This is a genomic window from Endozoicomonas sp. Mp262 (assembly GCF_025643335.1).
Classification (GTDB): Bacteria; Pseudomonadota; Gammaproteobacteria; order Pseudomonadales; family Endozoicomonadaceae; genus Endonucleibacter.
In genome coordinates this window covers 3,086,728-3,103,575 of the sequence record NZ_CP092489.1, presented here as the reverse complement: position 1 = coordinate 3,103,575, position 16,848 = coordinate 3,086,728, and the positions used below count along the sequence as shown (strand labels likewise).

The following is a 16,848-nucleotide window of genomic DNA, read 5'->3' as shown; positions in this document are numbered from 1 at the left end:
AGGCTATTCTCACAGTGGTAAAAGTATATCCCAACGGAATAATACTGTATATAAACACAGTATTCCAGATTATCTAATCCTGAGGATAAATAGCGATCAAAGTAATGGCGGGAGAATTTTTGGTATTGCACAACCCGCATAACAGGAAAATATATGGCTTGACTTTTTAACTAATCTGAATCGCTAACCAGTTCGGGTAAAGAGTCATAGCTACTTCCTTGAGCCTCCAGGCCTTTGGTATGGGGGTTTGACATATGAGTAACATCATAAAACTCAATAGGAGAGTTATCTTCAAATAAAATAGTTAAAACCTTATAAACATCGGTTAAGTGACGTTTATCATCAGGAATAGTCCAGTAGCCTGTAAATGGCTGAATAATATTCCACTTTCCATCCCGTATCCGTACAATAAAAACTTCAAGCATCACTTCATCAGGAGTCATTCCATGAGCTTTCAGTAGCCAGCTTTTCTTTTTATTTATTTTTACCTCCTCAACAAAATCACATAAAACACCCTCTTTCCGACCTTCAAGCGTATCGCCCATTAACGTGGTAACATAACCAATAAAGTTTTGTTTATTATTCTTCTCACACTGCTTCATATAAGTATCCCCATTCATCTCAAACCTGCAAAAATAAGGACATTCAAGAGCAAACCTGATAATTCCAACCTCGGGATTTACTAGCGGAGGTTCTACAGAAAATGCCTGACTTAATAATGAGTTCAATGGTATAGCTTCAAATTTACAAGGCTTTGAAAGCTCAAATGTTTTTCTTTTTCCATTTATTCCTCTGGCAATTTTTTTTAATAACCGATGATGTTTTCCAGACTCCTCACTCAAACTCAACCTGCCAAACATATCGATTACAGACTGATAGTCCGCTTTATCATCATCTGTTTGACCAACAGGCATTCTACTATTTTTAGCCAGTTCACCTGATTTTAGAAGGTTTTTCCTAAAAAAAACTGTATTGGCAACAGGTTCTATATTATAAACATTAACGTCAAAATATAATGTCTCCAACCCTTCAATTAAATCTTTACCCATTGCAACAGCAACAGACTTTCTCCTATTCAATAGATAAACCGCTTCCTCAGGCAGATCTACAACCATTAAAAAATAACAAGATGTACGCTCTATTTTAATCTCTAAAATTGCACATTTTTCATCTGATAACCTTTCTACAATCTGATCAAATTCCGGTAACATTCCTACCCCTGCTCCTTTTACCGGCACATCAAGATGTTGTAGCCTCACCGATTTACCCCCAACATTGATATCTCCATATAAATATCGCCTGCCCAACAAATCAAAATAATCTTCTAGCAAGTTCATCCTTGTCTCTAGATAGGCCACATCTTTTACAGAGCTATTGAAGTGCAGGCCAATACTAAAAAGGCAGTCATGTATAAGCGAGATTGCATTTTCATCAACCCCTGTACACTGTAAACCAGTTGATATACCTTCAGGGCTATAGCCTACATATTGCACTGCATCTCCCCATTCCTCCCATACTTCTGTTTTTTGTGAAAATGACCTAAGCGCATGATCAGAAGGTGCTTTTTCAGTACTGCTCTCTGGGTATATTTCTACTATATCATTTTTCCATGTCGCCATATTACTAAAGACATCTGAAACATGAGCTGAATCACCAATGGGTTTACCTTGGGGCTTATAATCCAAAACACTATTGGACTGTTTTAAAGACTCTTGATAACACACCTCACAGATATATCCCGAGCCATCGCTTTTTTCTATAATTTTCGCATCAGGGTGTTTTTCACAGCTAAATGCTAAAGAATTGAAAAAAATTAATAGGCTGATAATCGTGGTTGCTATTTTATTTTTTACCTGCGGTAAGTTTGTGATCATAAAACTTATCCACACTTCTACAGAATAATTTATAGAGTATAGAGTTAATCCATTTAACCCTATAGCCAATCTATACTTTTTATGGATAGGTATCACCTGATTCAAAGACAGATCATCCAGCTTTACTAAGCTGATAGTTGATTTCCCTGCTAACAGACTCAATCAGTGTATTTTTATTCACCTTTTATTGCCTTCCATCATAAAAATAGAGCATCTATTAGGTTTAGGATAACTGCCGTACTTATACCAATCACTCCTTCTGTCCGATATTGAGTCAGTTCTAAAGAGTAACGGCACCGTAACTTGAAAGAGTGATAGGCATAACCCTTAAATGAGTCTGGGGAGGCATAGCCAATAAGCAGTTATGCCACGGACGAGAGCACTAGTAAGGAGCAGTCATGGCGATCAAAATGAATATGGAAGTTATGGAGCTGGTTTATTACTTCTGGCAGGCTACCAGTGACAGGGATAAGGTTGGGGAAGAATTCATCATGTCCATTGCGGATCATGAGTTAATGCAGCCGGTATACACCGAACAGTTTACATCCGAGTCTGTACGCCGGGCTTTGAGCGCCATCAGTAACCGGGAAAGATTCAGCGCTGATCACAAGTGTGAATCACGTTTCTGGAATAACAATATGTGGGCCATGGAGGATATGGGGCTGATGGAGGCTATGATGGCCCCCCTGAAAGTCATGTCATTTAAAGATCCGGGTTTAGAGGGTGATTATGAAGTGGTAACTCTGCCTCTGCACATGGATGACTTCTACCTTAAGGGTAACACATTGTATGTCAACTTCTTCCGCATCCAGGCCGACCTCATGGGCGGAGATGAGCTAAAAATGGATGGTGTCGAGTTCGGACAGTGGGTAGCACAGACACTAAAGAGTGCTGCCTGATATAGCAATAACGCCTGCAGCAGCCGGACTGCCGCAGGCTCCATTGTTTCTTTTAGTCTATTATCATCAAGCGAAGCGATTACTAAAGCACGCCCATCACAGCTCTATCAAATTCCAGTTCTCTAACTGGGCGCGGTTTAGATTCAGACTTTTAAGACGATGTCTTAGTTAATCGTTTTTTTTCCGATACCGTATTTAACGAATGCTTTTGGACTCGCTGTCTCTGGGTGTATATCCGCTCTGGGACCTGAAACCTTATGTTTCTTTCTGGGTGAAACCCTCCGGCCAGGTTGACTTGAAACGTTTTCTTTAATTGGTGAGCTATCCCTACAGCCCCCTTCCTTTCCTGCTCTTAATTGAGGCTTCACTACAGTTAAAGTTATCACCGATTTTTTGGGACTTATGGGTTTAAAGGGTGAGTCTTCGGTTTTATCTCCACTGATAACAAAGACATCAGCCGCTGCTTCAATCCGTGCTTTTTTAGGCTCTGGCTCACCAGCAGAAGGGTTTAAGGAGCTGGCTCCCCTGCAATCGGTACTGATAACTTGAGTCACTCTTGCTGACAGTATTTGATTAGAAGGGTTTGAGCGTAACGGATCTATAACACCACCGAGACCCTGGGTTCCCTGTGCATCATCATCGGGAGTAAACAGACGCCTTTTGGCAGACCTTAAGGTAGCTCTCGCAGGAGCTTGGGTCTCTCCTGAAATCGAGTTGATTAATGCTGCATTCTGACTGTTCGTTGTATTGGGTAACATAACGGTTCCTGCTTGGTTGAAAAATCACACCACAGTAAGCCGTTTCAGCAAAAGAGTTCATAACAACCCTGTTCGTTTTACTAACATCCTCTACAACAACCCTTCAAAAGCCGCCTTAACCCAGTCGCTCCTGTAAATTCGTCAACCGCCGGGCCGATTTAACATTACGGGCTGCCATACCTACAGCCTTGGCTTGCCCGATCAGCACCACAAGCTGTTTACCCCGGGTAACACCCGTATAAAGCAGGTTTCGCTCCAGCAGGGTAAAGTGCTGCATGGCCATAGGAATCACCACACAGGGATATTCAGACCCCTGACTTTTATGGATGGTGGTGGCATAAGCCAGAGAAACCTCATCCAGCTCACTCACCTGATAGTTCACCTCCCGGCCTTCAAAACTAATCATCAGCTCACCTTCTTCCACATCGATGGCCGACACCGTGCCAATATCACCATTAAAGACTTCCTTATCGTAGTTATTAACGGTCTGGATCACTTTATCACCGGGAGCAAAAGTCCAGCCAAAACGGGTGACTTTAGGATGGGCGTCAGCATTCAATACTTCCTGCAAGGCAATATTCAGACTTCTTGCCCCCAATCCTCCCCGGTTCATAGGGGCCAGCACCTGAATATCTTTTACCGGATCAAAGCCAAACTTTTCCGGCAAGCGTTTAGTGACAACAGACATCAGTTTGGCAAATAACTCTTCTGGTTCATCACCGGTAATATAGAAAAAGTCCGTTTCCTCCCCTTTTTTTGATTGACGGGGAGCCTGCCCCCGGTTTATAGCATGGGCTCCGGTAATAATCCGGGAAGTGGCTGCCTGGCGGAAAATTTCTGTCAATCGAGCAACAGGCACCTTATCAGAATCAATTAAATCACTAAGCACCGCCCCTGGCCCCACCGATGGCAGCTGATCCACATCACCCACCAGCAATACAGCGGCATTATCAGGCACCGCCCGCAATAGCTGATTCATCAGCACCACATCCACCATAGAGGATTCATCCACCACCAGCAGATCCGTTTCCAATGGGTTCTCTGCATTCTTTTTAAAGTCAAATGTGGATGGATCGAACTCCAGCAGCCGGTGAATGGTGGTTGCTTCCTGCCCGGTAGATTCGGACAACCGTTTAGCCGCCCGTCCTGTTGGGGCACACAAGGTGACATGGGCACGCTTGGCCACAATAATTTTTAAAATACTGTTAACAACAGTGGTCTTACCCACACCAGGGCCACCGGTAATAATACAGAACTTTTTACGCACAGCCTGCTCAACCGCTTCTTTTTGGGAAGCGGATAATTGAATGGTATTTTTCTTTTCCACCCAGGGAACGGCTTTTTCCAGATCAATATCACACCAGGCTGATTTTCCTTTTAGCAACCGGGTAACATGATTGGCAACACCCAGTTCCGCCCGATGTAAAGGCGTCAGAAACACACAGGGTTCTTCATTAATGGTTTCCGGCGTTAAATGCCCTTCTTTGATCTCGGCCTGAATGGCATCCTTAATGGTTTCTTCAGGGATTTCCAGTAGCTTAACCGATGAATCCACCAGCTTCTGAAAAAACTGGGCGCAATGCCCCTCCCCGGAAAATTCCTGAAGCACATGGCGAACACCAGCCTGGGCACGAATCAATGACACCCGGTCAATGCCCAGTTGCATGGCCAGCTGATCCGCGGTCTTAAAACCAATACCGTGAATATCCAGTGCCAGCCGATACGGATTTTCCCGAACTTTTGCCACCGCTTGATCGCCATAGGTTTTATATATTCGAACAGCCCTGGCCGTACCCACACCATGAGACTGGAGAAACACCATGATCTCCCGCACCACCTTTTGCTCAGACCAGGCTGAAGTGATTTTCTCCCGCCTTTTTTTACCGATACCCTCCAACTCCATTAACCGGTCAGGTGCCTCCTCAATAATATCGAACACCTGTTCACCAAAGGCTTTCACAAGCCGTTTGGCAAAATGAGGGCCAATACCCTTCACCATTCCTGATCCCAGGTATTTCTCAATCCCTTCAATGGTGGTTGGGGTCACTGTTTTAATCTGCTGAACCTTAAACTGCACACCGTGACGGGGATCGTTAAACCATATTCCCGTGGTCTCTACATATTCCCCCGCGGTAATGGACGGTGTACTCCCGGTCATGGTTACCAGATCCCGTTGCCCCTTACACTTGACCCGAATCACAAAAAAACCGGATTCTTCACTATGAAAAGTAACTCGCTCCACTGCTCCCTCTAACCGTAATATCGGTTGATGATCAGTCATCGTCGCACGTTTTTGTGGAGGGGAATTGGTTTGATACATAGCAGTCTATTACAACAAGGAGAAATACCCGATCATAACAGAGCAAATGGCAGAAAAAAGTGGGAATATTCTTTTGATCATATACTCAGCCACAGCCAGCAGTTTAGTGGCCATGCTCAGCTGTATACTTTCGTTCAGCCAGTCGCATTTATAACAGGCTCATAAGGTTTTACGGGTATAAGCCAGTTCCCCAATATCTTATAACCTGATTTTATTAAAAAGCTCAACTCCACAGCAAAAAAAGTAATGTTATTATTTTGATCATCCATGGTGAAAATATTTTTAATATTCAATGGAGATGCAACATAGACCCATTGATGATGGCTCGCAATATTTTGCAGCCATTGAATGTTAATAGCTTTTGTCCACCCTTTCTCACTCAGCACATCACAAAAACGAAGCTTTCTATAATAATCCGTATCTGTTAGCCTGCCGATAATGGCAATATTGTGTTTTGTAAAATAGTGAATGGTCTCAATAGACCGAATATCATTTTTCTTCAAGGCCCCTATCAACTGCTGATAGCCATAAGGGTCTTTTCTATCAACATCAACTATTCCTTTTTTTGTAGCCGTGAAGATATTTACATTACCTGAATTTGTATCATAAATGCATAACCTCTGTAACCAGAGGGTTGTTACAGAGCCTTTGAAGTGAATCAGAACTCAGGGGTACTCTGTTAAGCAACCAAACCAAACAGAGGACGCCAAGGATGGCCTTTAAGCACCTTAGCTCTGAAGAGAGACATTATATCGAAATCGAACTGAAAAATGGGACTTCTCAAAATAAAATTGCAGAAAAACTCGGGCGTTCACAGAGTTCGCTGTCACGGGAGTTAGGACGCAACACAGGGCAGCGTGGTTACAGGCACCAGCAGGCTCATCGTAAGGCTCAACAGCGTCATAAGGAAAAACCCAAGGCGGTGAAGTTGACGGAAGATATTAAGCGACGGATTGCTCAAGATATCCGGGCTGACTGGAGTCCTGAGCAAGTGGCTGGAAGGCTTGAAAAAGAAGGGATAATCAAGTTGCATCATGAGACGATTTACCAGTTCATAGAGGATGATAAGCGCACTGACGGTACCCTGTATAAACACTTGCGCCATCAGAAAAAAACGTACCGAAAGCGATATGGTTCAGCTCATAACCGAACAGGCATACCTAACCGGGTAGGTATTGAAGAGCGCCCGGAGATCGTCAACAACAGGGGGCGTGTTGGTGACTGGGAGGCGGATACCGTAATCGGCAAAAACCATAAGGGTGCCATTGCCACACTGGATGAGCGAAAGACTAAACTGCGCCTTGCTGTTCCGCTGCCAGGAAAGAAAGCAAAAGCGGTTAAACAGGCAGTGATTGATACACTCAAGCCCCTGAAAAGGTTTGTTAAAACGATCACTTACGACAACGGTAAGGAATTTGCTCAGCATGAAGCAATCAACAAAGCCTTGAGCTGCGACAGCTACTTTGCTGTGCCCTACCACTCTTGGGAGAGAGGCCAGAATGAGAATGCCAATGGGCTGCTCAGGCAGTACTTTCCCAAATCAATGGAGCTTCATAACGTCAAAGAAAGAGACGTTATCATTGCGGTAGACAAGCTGAACAGCAGGCCCAGGAAATGCCTCGGTTACAAAACACCATAAGTAGTGTATAGATTGCTTTCGAATAATTTAACCATCCAGTCGGACAGTATTAGAAAATGAGATCATATACTCCTCTCCAAATGAAAAAAGCACCCGTTCAACTTCTTTTTCAAATTCCGCAAAGCTCTTGATTGACAAGAGGTTGAGCCATTCATACTTTATTTTCCTCCACAGGATTTCAATCAGGTTGAGCTCAGGTGAATATGTTGGCAGAAAGCAGACCAGCAATTTCTTTTCAATCATCCAGTCATCAATTCTGGCACAAAACTTTTTGCTGGTGTGAATGCTGGCATTATCCACCATAACTACCGTGTAACGATCATTTGAGCTGTATTTTTCATCTGCCATTTTCTCTGCAAAGTCATCAAAGGCCGCAATCACCGTATCGCTATTCACTGAACCCACAACAGGATAATGAAATAGCTCACAGCTTCGGTTCATAAACCCCAGTACGTTGATGCGTTTACTTTTGACTGATGGTATTCTGAGCTGCTTTCCTTTTTCCTGCCAACCGTATGGCACACAAGGTTCCTGGGTAAAGCCGGACTCATCAAAATAAAATAAATTGATTAACCCTTTGCTCTCGGCTTCCTGGGCATCTTTCAGAGCAGTTTTACAGTCATGGAATTGCTCTTCGTCCCGTTTATGTTTGCATGATTTACGGAGTCTTTTGTAAACCAGCCCTGCTTTTTTACAATGTTTGCCAGAGTAATTTTTGATGAAGATTTACCGGTTTCATCCTCGATCTTGGATTTGACATACGATAAGCGACGAGGCTCTTCAGCCACTAATTCTTTTATGCGTTGCACTTCGGATTCGTCATATATGCACGGCCTACCGCCACCATGCCCCTTGTACAAGGCACGAATACCATATTCTTCCCAATCATCAATCCACTGAGAAGCAGTTTGATATCTAATTTCAAGTATTTCGGCAATTTGCTCAAGGGTAAAGCCACGATTGCTCAATAAAAGGCTATGGGCTCTTTCCCTTATACATCTCAGAGGTCCGTAGTGTTTGGCGAATTTCAAAGTTAATAAAACAGCTTCATCAGTGATTGTAGTGACGTACTTCATAGGGAGAGGGATTTAAAGACCAGTACTCTCTTTATAATAGAGTAAATGTATCATTCAATAGCTATCTGATCGTTAGATCAAGAAGTAGATTTCTCGTACTGGCCGAACATCCAGTTTATTTGAAACCAAACTATGACCTACTTATGAGGCATTCAAAGAGTTAACTGGAGTGAATGCAAGAAAAGTCATGGGTTATGCATTTATGACTTGAATTCAGGTTATTTATTTGCAGGTCAATACTATTTTCTACATACGTGGCAAGTTCATCTTGAGGACTGGTGATTTCACTCTGAATCAGTAATTTTATTACATCCCTGGATAAATCATGAGAATTATCATTGCAGTTTTTTTCCGCCCCATCCAGGAAAAAAAACAGTAAAAAAATAATATAAAATATGAAACTACCGTGTCGTTTCATTACTTTACCCCGCTAAATGCAGCTGCCTTTCAATAATCATCAATCCAAGCTCAAGCATCAAATAGCAAACTGATTGGTATTTTTTGCAAAAGAGCATATAAACGATACTGTCAACATAATTTGAAAACCAAACACAAAATTAGCCGCCAAAAACACATCAATCCATATCAGCAGAATAAATCTCCAGCTATTTTCTCACTGCGTTTTAAGTGAATACAATAAGTACAATCGACTTTAATATTGAACAAAAGTGTTAAGTAGCATTGAAATTCAACAGCTTCTCTTTCGATCCAAAAGGGGCGGAAGGCTTGGGGCTACGGAGTTCTGGATGGTGAAGCAGGGAACGCCAGACAAACCATAATTTTGGAGGGACACTGGTTGACCGGCCCGGTTTACACTATGCTCATCAATCAATAATAATGCGGTGAAAAACCTCAAGCAGCCGTTGACTATGTCTGAACAAGCGCTACAAATACTGCACTCGGTCTTTGGTTATGATGAATTCCGCATCCACCAGCAGGCCATCATCGAGAATGTTTTACGCAGGAACGATACCCTGGCAATTATGCCCACCGGCGGTGGCAAATCCATTTGCTACCAGATTCCTGCCCTGCTGTTTCCCGGCCTGACACTGGTGATTTCACCCCTGATTTCACTGATGGAAGATCAGGTGAATCAATTAACAGCCCTGGGTGTTTCTGCGGCACTGCTTAACAGTACATTAAGCGCTGCAGAGTATAATGATACCCTGAGCAAGGTGCACAGTGGTTCCGTTAAGCTGCTTTATATGGCACCGGAAACCCTCATGCTAGAGCGTACCCAACAACTACTGGGTACGGTCAACATCGACTGTCTGACCATTGATGAAGCTCACTGCATCTCGGAATGGGGGCATGACTTTCGACCAGAGTACCGGCAGCTTGCCCATGTACGTCAACAGTACCCTGATGCGGTCTGTGTAGCACTCACGGCCACCGCAACGCCACGGGTACAACAGGATATAAAAAACATCCTGCACATGTCCGATGCCAATGCCTTTATCGCCAGCTTTAACCGGACCAACCTCTTCTGATCTGGCAAGAGTTTTCCGGACACTTTTTTAGGCTGCCTTGGCAAGCTCCTGTTCATACTTGAACGGAGCCAGGTAGCCGTTAGTTGAGTGCTTTCTCTGGCGATTATAAAACACTTCAATGTATTCAAAAAGCGATCAGGTATTGTTTGGGGATTTGCTATATGTTTTGTCTCGTACATAGCAGGCGCATAAACCCTTCCAGCATCATAACTTGACGAGTGGTTAGTAAGATATGAAGGAGCTTCCATAAAATCAGAAAAGATCAAAAAGTTTGACTTATTGTATCTTTGCACACGTTATCAAAAGTAGGGTGCAATGTAGGATTCAATGATAGCACCGTGATAGCACAGGCTTTTTACAGGGCATAAAAAAAGACCTACTTTTACGTAAGCCTTTGATTTTACTGGCGCTCCCGACAGGATTCGAACCTGTGACCTATCCCTTAGGAGGGGATCGCGCTATCCAGCTGTGCCACGGGAGCTTTACAGCCAGCTTTGGAGAGTCTGTCCGTGCTGGCGTGGATGCATTCTAACGAAATTTTTCCTGTATTCCAACAACTGCTCATCGGTATTAAGGGGATTTTCCACTTTTTCTTTGGGTTGAGCCATTTCCCTCAGACAACCGACGCTCAAAATTCATTATTTTTTCTGCCAACCGACGGCTGTCAACGGTAAGCCGCCCCTCAAGATAGGCTTCTCTCATTAACCTGAATCGCTCTTCTGCCGCTTCAACGACCACTGTATCCTTTGGCTGATATTCAGGCTCAGATGGTTCTTTCATACTATCCTGACTCCGTCAGCAAATACCCGGGCATCATAAACCCTGATACTTTCTTTATTCTAAATTGGTTAAGCAATATTACCCTGGCTGATAGTTAGTATCTGAACAGAATGACGAGATATCAGTTCTTTCTCATTATAACAATCAACAAATTATTTTGATTATAGAATTGCCACAATAGTCCGGGATGATATTTTTCAGCCATGATTCATTCATCGGCTGGATTCACGCACTAATTAGCCGGAATCTATCGCAACCTGCATTCAACACCCTTTAACCGTGGTTATTAGTTCAGTTTATAGGATAGAGTGGCTTACACTGCCTGCAGCTGTGAGTAGTTAGCTCTATTATTTTTGTAACGACTGTCTATAAGCTCAACTTTATAAGCGCCGATAATATAGAATAGTTTAATCAACTGTTATCACCATTGCGGCCAGTGCTGCTATAAAGCAGGGAATGATGAGGATCGGATTTTGTATAATTCATTAATAGACTATGCCCGCCATGCTGCATTTCTACTGCTCACTTGCTTTATTTGCAGTGCCTCTGCAGCGCCCACAGGCAAGCCAGTATCCTATGATGATCCTTGGGAACCCGTGAACAGAACCATCTTTACGTTTAACGATACCCTTGACCGTTATGCTCTCAAGCCTGTTGCCAGGGGCTATAATACGGTAACCCCCAAGCCTGTGCAGGGGCTTGTCACTAACTTCTTCAATAACCTGGGTGAAGTCCGTAATACGGTCAATTCCCTGCTACAGCTTAAAGGCTCTAAGGCTATGATATCCTTCGGGCGATTTGCCGTTAATTCCACCATTGGCATGCTGGGTCTTATTGATGTTGCCTCACCTCTTGGTATCGAACAAAAATACGAGGACTTTGGCTTAACACTGGCCCAATGGGGCATCCCGTCTGGCCCTTATGTTGTTATTCCCTTTTTGGGTTCCCGAACGCTCAGGAGTAGTACGGGTATTTTACCTGATGCCTATGTCAACCCTCTGAATTTCGTTAAACATGACAGTGACCGCTGGTCAGCACTGGGCGTTAATATTATTAACACCCGGTCTTCTCTCCTGGATGCCGAAGACCTGATTATGGGAGACCGCTATTCGTTTATTCGTGATGCTTACCTGCAACGTCGGGAGTATCTTATTACCGGTGAAATTCCTGAAGATGACTTTTAGGGGCAGTTTGACTTTATGCCACCTCTGGATCATTCTTGAGTCCACGGTTCACTTTCGGCTGAATCGACAACCGCTATCCAGTCAGGAGCTAGCAAATTCTATGAGTGTGGCCAGCAACACGATTCTGGTCATTGACGATGACACTGTCGTCAGAGAGAGTATCGTGGCCTATCTAAAAGTCAGTGGCTTCAACATCCTTGAAGCAGAGAATGGTAACCAGGGGCTTGCCACTTTTCATGAATGCCACCCTGATCTCATCCTTTGCGATCTAAGGATGCCTCAGAAGGATGGGCTATCTGTGCTCAGAGAGGTTCGTGAAGCATCTCCTGATACCCCTTTTATTGTCGTGTCAGGAGCCGGGGTTATGGCCGATGTCGTCGAAGCCCTCCGGCTCGGTGCCAACGACTTTATCACTAAACCCATCCCTGACCTGGAAGTTCTGGAATATGCCATCAACCGGGCCCTGGAAAATGCCCAGTTGGCTGAAGAAAACAAGCGCTACCGGGAGAGCCTGGAAAATGCCATCCGCTCCCTTGAAAGCAGCCTTCATTTACTAAGAGAAGACCAAAAAGCAGGCCGTAAGGTGCAGATGAAAATGCTGCCTCATTCTGCTCTGGAATATTGCGGCTTTAAAATTGATCACCAGATCATTCCATCCCTGTATCTAAGCGGCGACTTTGTAGACTATTTTCTCCTGGACAAAAACCGGATCGCCTTCTACCTGGCTGATGTTTCCGGCCATGGTGCGTCCTCTGCCTTTGTCACAGTTCTACTGAAACATATGTCCATTAGCCTGCTACAGGATTATCAGTCCCACGGAAGCAAGATCAAGGTCAAACCCTCTCATGTGCTCAATTATATTAACAAAAACCTGCTACAAACGGATCTTGGCAAGCATGTGACGGTCTTTGGCGGGATTGTTGATATACAGGAACAAACACTGACTTATTCATTTGGCGGGCACTACCCTTTACCTATTCTGGCGTATGACAACAAGGCTCACTTCATAGAAGGGCGCGGTCTGCCCCTGGGACTTTTTGAAGATGCCAGCTTCGAAGACACTACCATTGACTTGCCCTCCCGCTTTACTTTAACTATCTTCTCCGACGGCATCCTGGAAGTGTTGCCTCAAAAAAGCCTCCAGGATAAAGAAAATCACCTATTATCTGTAATCAGAGAAGGAGCCAACACCGTCGATGCGCTGACAGAAAAGCTTGGCTTACGCAATTTAAGCGAAGCGCCTGACGATATCGCCATCCTGATGCTGGCCCGGAGCTGAGAATGAATCCAGGAAAAATTCAATTTGCCGAAAGCGAAGGTACCTACCTGCTAAAGCTTCTCGGCGAAGTTCGTTTGACCCTATGCCCTACTCTGGAAGCTTTCCTTGACAGGGTACTGAATGAACCCGGTTTTGGTTGTATCATTATTGATCTCTCGGAAACGGATACCATTGACAGCACATCGCTGGGACTTTTGGCAAAGCTCTCAATCAGGGTAAACCAAAAACTGGGACAAACTCCGATACTTATCTCCCCTCAAGGAGATATCACCAAAATATTGCTCAGCATGGGGTTTGAGAAGGTCTTTATTATTGTTCAAACGTTAAAAGATCCCATCCCCGTTGTGATGAAAGAGATACCCTGTGAAGGCACCAGCAGTAATGAGCAGGCTACCCACGCCCAGGTGCTGGATGCCCACCGGGTACTGATGAACTTAAGCGATGAAAACCGCCAGGCATTCAGTGAACTGGTCAAACAACTCGAGCAATACGGCGGCATCAACTGTGATCAGTTCAAAAAGCCCCTGAAGAAATCAGGCACAGGTTAAACCGCCTCTTCTATATTTCTCATAAGCTGTTCTACTTGCCGGGCCGCATCAATCAGCACATCTGCACCTGCCCCCTGTCGATGGGCGTTTTCGCTAATATGTCGGCGAAAACGCCGGGCTCCGGGTACGCCCTGGTACAGACCCAGCATATGGCGGGTGATATGACTTAAGTAAACACCTTGTCTCAGCTGGGCCTCAATATAAGGCACCATTTCTTCAATAACCTCGAACCGTTGCTTTATCGGACGATCACAGCCATAAAGCTGCTGGTCCACCTTAGCCAGCATATAGGGATTTTGATAAGCCTCCCGCCCAACCATGACCCCATCCAGCTTCTCCCTATGGATAGCAATCTCGTCAAAGGAGGCTATACCACCGTTAATGGTAATTTCAAGCTCAGGAAAATCCTCTTTTACCTGATAGACCCATTCAGGCTTCAGTGGTGGCACCTCCCTGTTTTGTTTAGGGGACAGTCCCTCAAGAATGGCAATCCGGGCATGAACAATAAAGGTCTGGCAACCTGCCTCGGCAACCTGCCCAATAAAGTCTGTTAATTCCCCGTAGGATTCACGTCCATTAATACCAATGCGGTGTTTCACCGTTACCGGAATATCAACACTATCCCTCATTGCCTTAATAGCCTCAGCCACTGTCTGTGGCTCAGCCATCAAGCAAGCACCAATACGGCCATTTTGAACCCGATCACTGGGACAACCCACATTCAGGTTCACTTCCTGATAGCCCCGTTCCTCAGCCATGCGGGCACAGGCAGACAAATCAACCGGATCGTGGCCTCCCAACTGTAATGCCAGGGGATATTCAAAGGCATCATGCTCCAGAAAGCGATCCCTATGACCATGAATCAATGCACCTGTAGTGACCATCTCTGTGTAAAGCACTGCATGTTTGGACAAAATCCGATGAAAGTACCGGCAATGTTTGTCCGTCCAATCCAGCATCGGTGCCACTGAAAAGGCCCTGTTAAGCGATTTCCCGTTTTTTTCTGTACCTGTCAAAAAATTCAACCCGTAAATCCAGAACAACATCGAGCCACTGTAATGACACCCTAAGCAGCCCTGCGCCAAAACAATGAAAAGAAAACATACTAAAACGAAAAAGCTTATTCGTTAAGCTGTGTATACCGCAATACTAACACTCTTCCCTACCCAGCGAGTGTTCTCAAGTGGTGCCATAATCCCGGGGCTATTTATTATTCAGCAGTTATCCCCCATAGCAGCTATTCCCGCATGATGAACGTCGATGATCGTTGGTATTGACAATAAGGCAGCAAAAATAATGAAGCCGATCAAAACTGAGCCGCCAATTAACAAAGCGGAGCTTTAAAGAAAAAATGTCACCCCTGAACGTAGCTACGATATGGCCGGTTATGATGTATCGAATGGAATCACCCTTTTCTCTTCAATACCATGAGTTACTGTGTAAAAAAGCCCCTCCCACGTTTTTATCAGCCAATGCAAAAAATAGCCCTGTATCCATTTCCATAATGCTATACGGACTCCTTTTGAGCGGGTTCTTAAAGCTTCCTGAAACTGGGGACAGCACAGTTCCTGTATTTGATCTACGAGAAAAGCAAGCATCGTCAGATAGGCCAGATTTGTGGCTAAGTGCTTCTCACCGTGACCGTAGTTATGTTCGAGATCGTAGCCTTGATTTTTCAGGGTGTTAAACGTCTGGTTCTCAATATGCCATCGGCAGCGCCCTCCTTTCATGACGGGTTCTATGGTTTCTTCGTTAAGCGGAATATCAGTCACCCAGCACCAGATATGCTGTTTACCTTTTTTATCGGTTTCGACAAAATCAAGCACATTAACCTGTTCTGCATATTTTGCCTTGTTCAGCCTGACGTCATTGGCATAGCGAAACCACCACTTAATTCCAGTCTCTTCATTAACTTTTTCAGCACGGTGAACTTTTCCTTCTTTATCCAGCTCATCCATCGCTTCAACCAGCGAGGCATGGTTGCCATCTTTCGCGACAATGATGTAATGCCAGCCATAACTCTTAATCAGTTGGACAGTGGGGTTGTCAGCATAAAGACTGTCCAGAAGAATAACGAACTTTAGACGTGGGTGATGCTCTCGTATGGTGGCAAACAACCGTTTAATGGCATTTTTTTCACAGTCATTTTTGGTCGAACCGTCCTGGCAAACTATGGCTTCCGGTGCCAATGGCAAGACTGTTTTTTGATCCGGGTGAGCAATGCATGCTGCCATTAACTGGTGGTAGTGAGCTTCGTTGGCCTTTCCCTTATTTTTAGTACAGCACTCCTGACAAGGTTTTTTATTATTGCAGGAGTAAAATAGCCCAGTTCCATCGATCGGGAGCAAGTAGTGATTTTTCAAGTTCCCGCAGTGAAATTCGAATGCCTTCAGTAATCCGCCCCTTTGGACGTTAGACAGCAATGTCTTAAAAGGCTTTTTGAACTCTACGGGATCTATTGGATCCAGGATTTCCCGCATACTGGTATCACAGGGAGCACGTTTTTTTATCTGATACAGGTGCTCAAGGTTATGCCTTACTTCTTGCTCTGTTTTATCACGCTCAAACGAGAGGAGCGATGGGTACTTGAGATGCATCATGGCAAAAGCGGACATGGAGGCATCATGTATTGTTATTTTTCTGGAATCCTTGTTTGGTCGGACATCTGGAATTTGCTCATAACTTTCAGAAATCGTAGTAATTAAACTGTTTGCACAAAGATGCTTACGACTTTTTTGGAATGGATAAGCCATGAGAGACAGCCATTGATAAAGTATCCCTATCAAAAGTAGACGTTATTTTGTGCGAAATCACTCCATTTGGAATTTACTGTAAGCCTTGCTGTTGCAGTGATTTAATTGATGTCACGGGAATAGCTGCCCCCATAGCATCGTCAAATATTGACCTATACTTCTGCCATTTAGCGACATTTTCAGAAAAGGCATCATCCTAATGACGCATGATTGATACCGTTTCTCAAAAAAAAACCGTTTTAACCTCA

At 44.2% G+C, this 16,848-nt stretch carries 16 protein-coding genes and 1 tRNA gene; 6 read left to right on the top strand and 11 right to left on the bottom strand.

Features of this window, described 5'->3' with window-relative positions; translation table 11 throughout:
* Nucleotides 1-170 precede the first annotated feature (170 nt).
* Nucleotides 171-2,036 carry a hypothetical protein gene (locus tag MJ595_RS13630; protein WP_263078479.1) on the bottom strand — a complete coding sequence of 622 codons (1,866 nt, stop codon included), beginning with the start codon at nt 2,034-2,036 and terminating at the stop codon, nt 171-173.
* 236 nt (nt 2,037-2,272) lie between these two features.
* Here MJ595_RS13630 and MJ595_RS13625 point away from each other — a divergent pair, with 236 nt between their 5' ends.
* Nucleotides 2,273-2,773 carry a hypothetical protein gene (locus MJ595_RS13625; protein ID WP_263078477.1) on the top strand — a complete coding sequence of 167 codons (501 nt, stop codon included), beginning with the start codon at nt 2,273-2,275 and terminating at the stop codon, nt 2,771-2,773.
* 164 nt (nt 2,774-2,937) lie between these two features.
* Here MJ595_RS13625 and MJ595_RS13620 read toward each other — a convergent pair whose 3' ends face one another.
* From MJ595_RS13620 to MJ595_RS13610, 3 genes are all read right to left on the bottom strand, one after another.
* On the bottom strand, nt 2,938-3,531 hold the full coding sequence (locus MJ595_RS13620) for a hypothetical protein (protein WP_263078476.1): 594 nt from the start codon (nt 3,529-3,531) through the stop codon (nt 2,938-2,940).
* A gap of 115 nt (nt 3,532-3,646) precedes the next feature.
* Nucleotides 3,647-5,812, bottom strand: coding sequence for an ATP-dependent RecD-like DNA helicase (locus tag MJ595_RS13615; RefSeq protein ID WP_263078475.1), 2,166 nt, complete (start codon nt 5,810-5,812; stop codon nt 3,647-3,649).
* A 173-nt stretch (nt 5,813-5,985) separates the two neighbouring features.
* Entirely contained in the window at nt 5,986-6,354 is a 369-nt protein-coding gene (locus tag MJ595_RS13610) for a hypothetical protein (RefSeq protein ID WP_263078474.1), read from the bottom strand.
* A 209-nt stretch (nt 6,355-6,563) separates the two neighbouring features.
* Here MJ595_RS13610 and MJ595_RS13605 point away from each other — a divergent pair, with 209 nt between their 5' ends.
* Nucleotides 6,564-7,490: an IS30 family transposase gene (locus MJ595_RS13605; protein WP_263078473.1), complete on the top strand. Its 927-nt coding sequence runs from the start codon at nt 6,564-6,566 to the stop codon at nt 7,488-7,490.
* Nucleotides 7,491-7,517: 27 nt separating this feature from the next.
* Here the strand turns inward: MJ595_RS13605 and MJ595_RS13600 are convergent, their stop codons facing one another.
* The 3 genes from MJ595_RS13600 to MJ595_RS13590 form a co-directional block, all read right to left on the bottom strand.
* Complete coding sequence (locus MJ595_RS13600; protein ID WP_263322427.1) at nt 7,518-8,171, bottom strand: IS630 family transposase; 654 nt, start codon at nt 8,169-8,171, stop codon at nt 7,518-7,520.
* Entirely contained in the window at nt 8,093-8,566 is a 474-nt protein-coding gene (locus MJ595_RS13595) for a helix-turn-helix domain-containing protein (protein WP_263078037.1), read from the bottom strand. Before MJ595_RS13595 ends, MJ595_RS13600 begins: the two co-directional genes overlap by 79 nt.
* Before the next feature lie 160 nt (nt 8,567-8,726).
* Nucleotides 8,727-8,984, bottom strand: a complete 258-nt coding sequence (locus MJ595_RS13590; RefSeq protein ID WP_263078472.1) for a hypothetical protein — start codon at nt 8,982-8,984, stop codon at nt 8,727-8,729.
* Between the two features lie 451 nt (nt 8,985-9,435).
* On the opposite strand from MJ595_RS13590, the gene MJ595_RS13585 reads away from it, so the two are divergent.
* Nucleotides 9,436-10,056 carry a RecQ family ATP-dependent DNA helicase gene (locus MJ595_RS13585; protein WP_263078471.1) on the top strand — a complete coding sequence of 207 codons (621 nt, stop codon included), beginning with the start codon at nt 9,436-9,438 and terminating at the stop codon, nt 10,054-10,056.
* Between the two features lie 404 nt (nt 10,057-10,460).
* Here MJ595_RS13585 and MJ595_RS13580 read toward each other — a convergent pair.
* Together MJ595_RS13580 and MJ595_RS13575 are read right to left on the bottom strand one after the other, a co-directional pair.
* A tRNA-Arg gene (locus MJ595_RS13580) sits at nt 10,461-10,537 on the bottom strand.
* Nucleotides 10,538-10,626: 89 nt separating this feature from the next.
* The gene (locus tag MJ595_RS13575; protein ID WP_263078470.1) at nt 10,627-10,836 is read right to left on the bottom strand and encodes a hypothetical protein; all 210 of its coding nucleotides are present in this window, start codon (nt 10,834-10,836) and stop codon (nt 10,627-10,629) included.
* A 473-nt stretch (nt 10,837-11,309) separates the two neighbouring features.
* Here MJ595_RS13575 and MJ595_RS13570 point away from each other — a divergent pair, with 473 nt between their 5' ends.
* The 3 genes from MJ595_RS13570 to MJ595_RS13560 all read left to right on the top strand — a co-directional run bounded on the left by MJ595_RS13570 (nt 11,310) and on the right by MJ595_RS13560 (nt 13,847).
* Nucleotides 11,310-12,020 carry a VacJ family lipoprotein gene (locus tag MJ595_RS13570; RefSeq protein ID WP_263078469.1) on the top strand — a complete coding sequence of 237 codons (711 nt, stop codon included), beginning with the start codon at nt 11,310-11,312 and terminating at the stop codon, nt 12,018-12,020.
* A gap of 100 nt (nt 12,021-12,120) precedes the next feature.
* Complete coding sequence (locus MJ595_RS13565) at nt 12,121-13,299, top strand: response regulator (protein ID WP_263078468.1); 1,179 nt, start codon at nt 12,121-12,123, stop codon at nt 13,297-13,299.
* A 2-nt stretch (nt 13,300-13,301) separates the two neighbouring features.
* Nucleotides 13,302-13,847, top strand: a complete 546-nt coding sequence (locus MJ595_RS13560; RefSeq protein ID WP_263078467.1) for an STAS domain-containing protein — start codon at nt 13,302-13,304, stop codon at nt 13,845-13,847.
* Here MJ595_RS13560 and dusA read toward each other — a convergent pair.
* Nucleotides 13,844-14,893 (bottom strand): tRNA dihydrouridine(20/20a) synthase DusA, encoded by a 1,050-nt coding sequence (gene dusA / locus MJ595_RS13555; RefSeq protein ID WP_263078466.1) that lies wholly within the window; start codon nt 14,891-14,893, stop codon nt 13,844-13,846. The genes MJ595_RS13560 and dusA overlap by 4 nt on opposite strands.
* 339 nt (nt 14,894-15,232) lie before the next feature.
* On the bottom strand, nt 15,233-16,600 hold the full coding sequence (locus tag MJ595_RS13550; protein WP_263078002.1) for a transposase: 1,368 nt from the start codon (nt 16,598-16,600) through the stop codon (nt 15,233-15,235).
* Between the last annotated feature and the right edge of the window lie 248 nt (nt 16,601-16,848).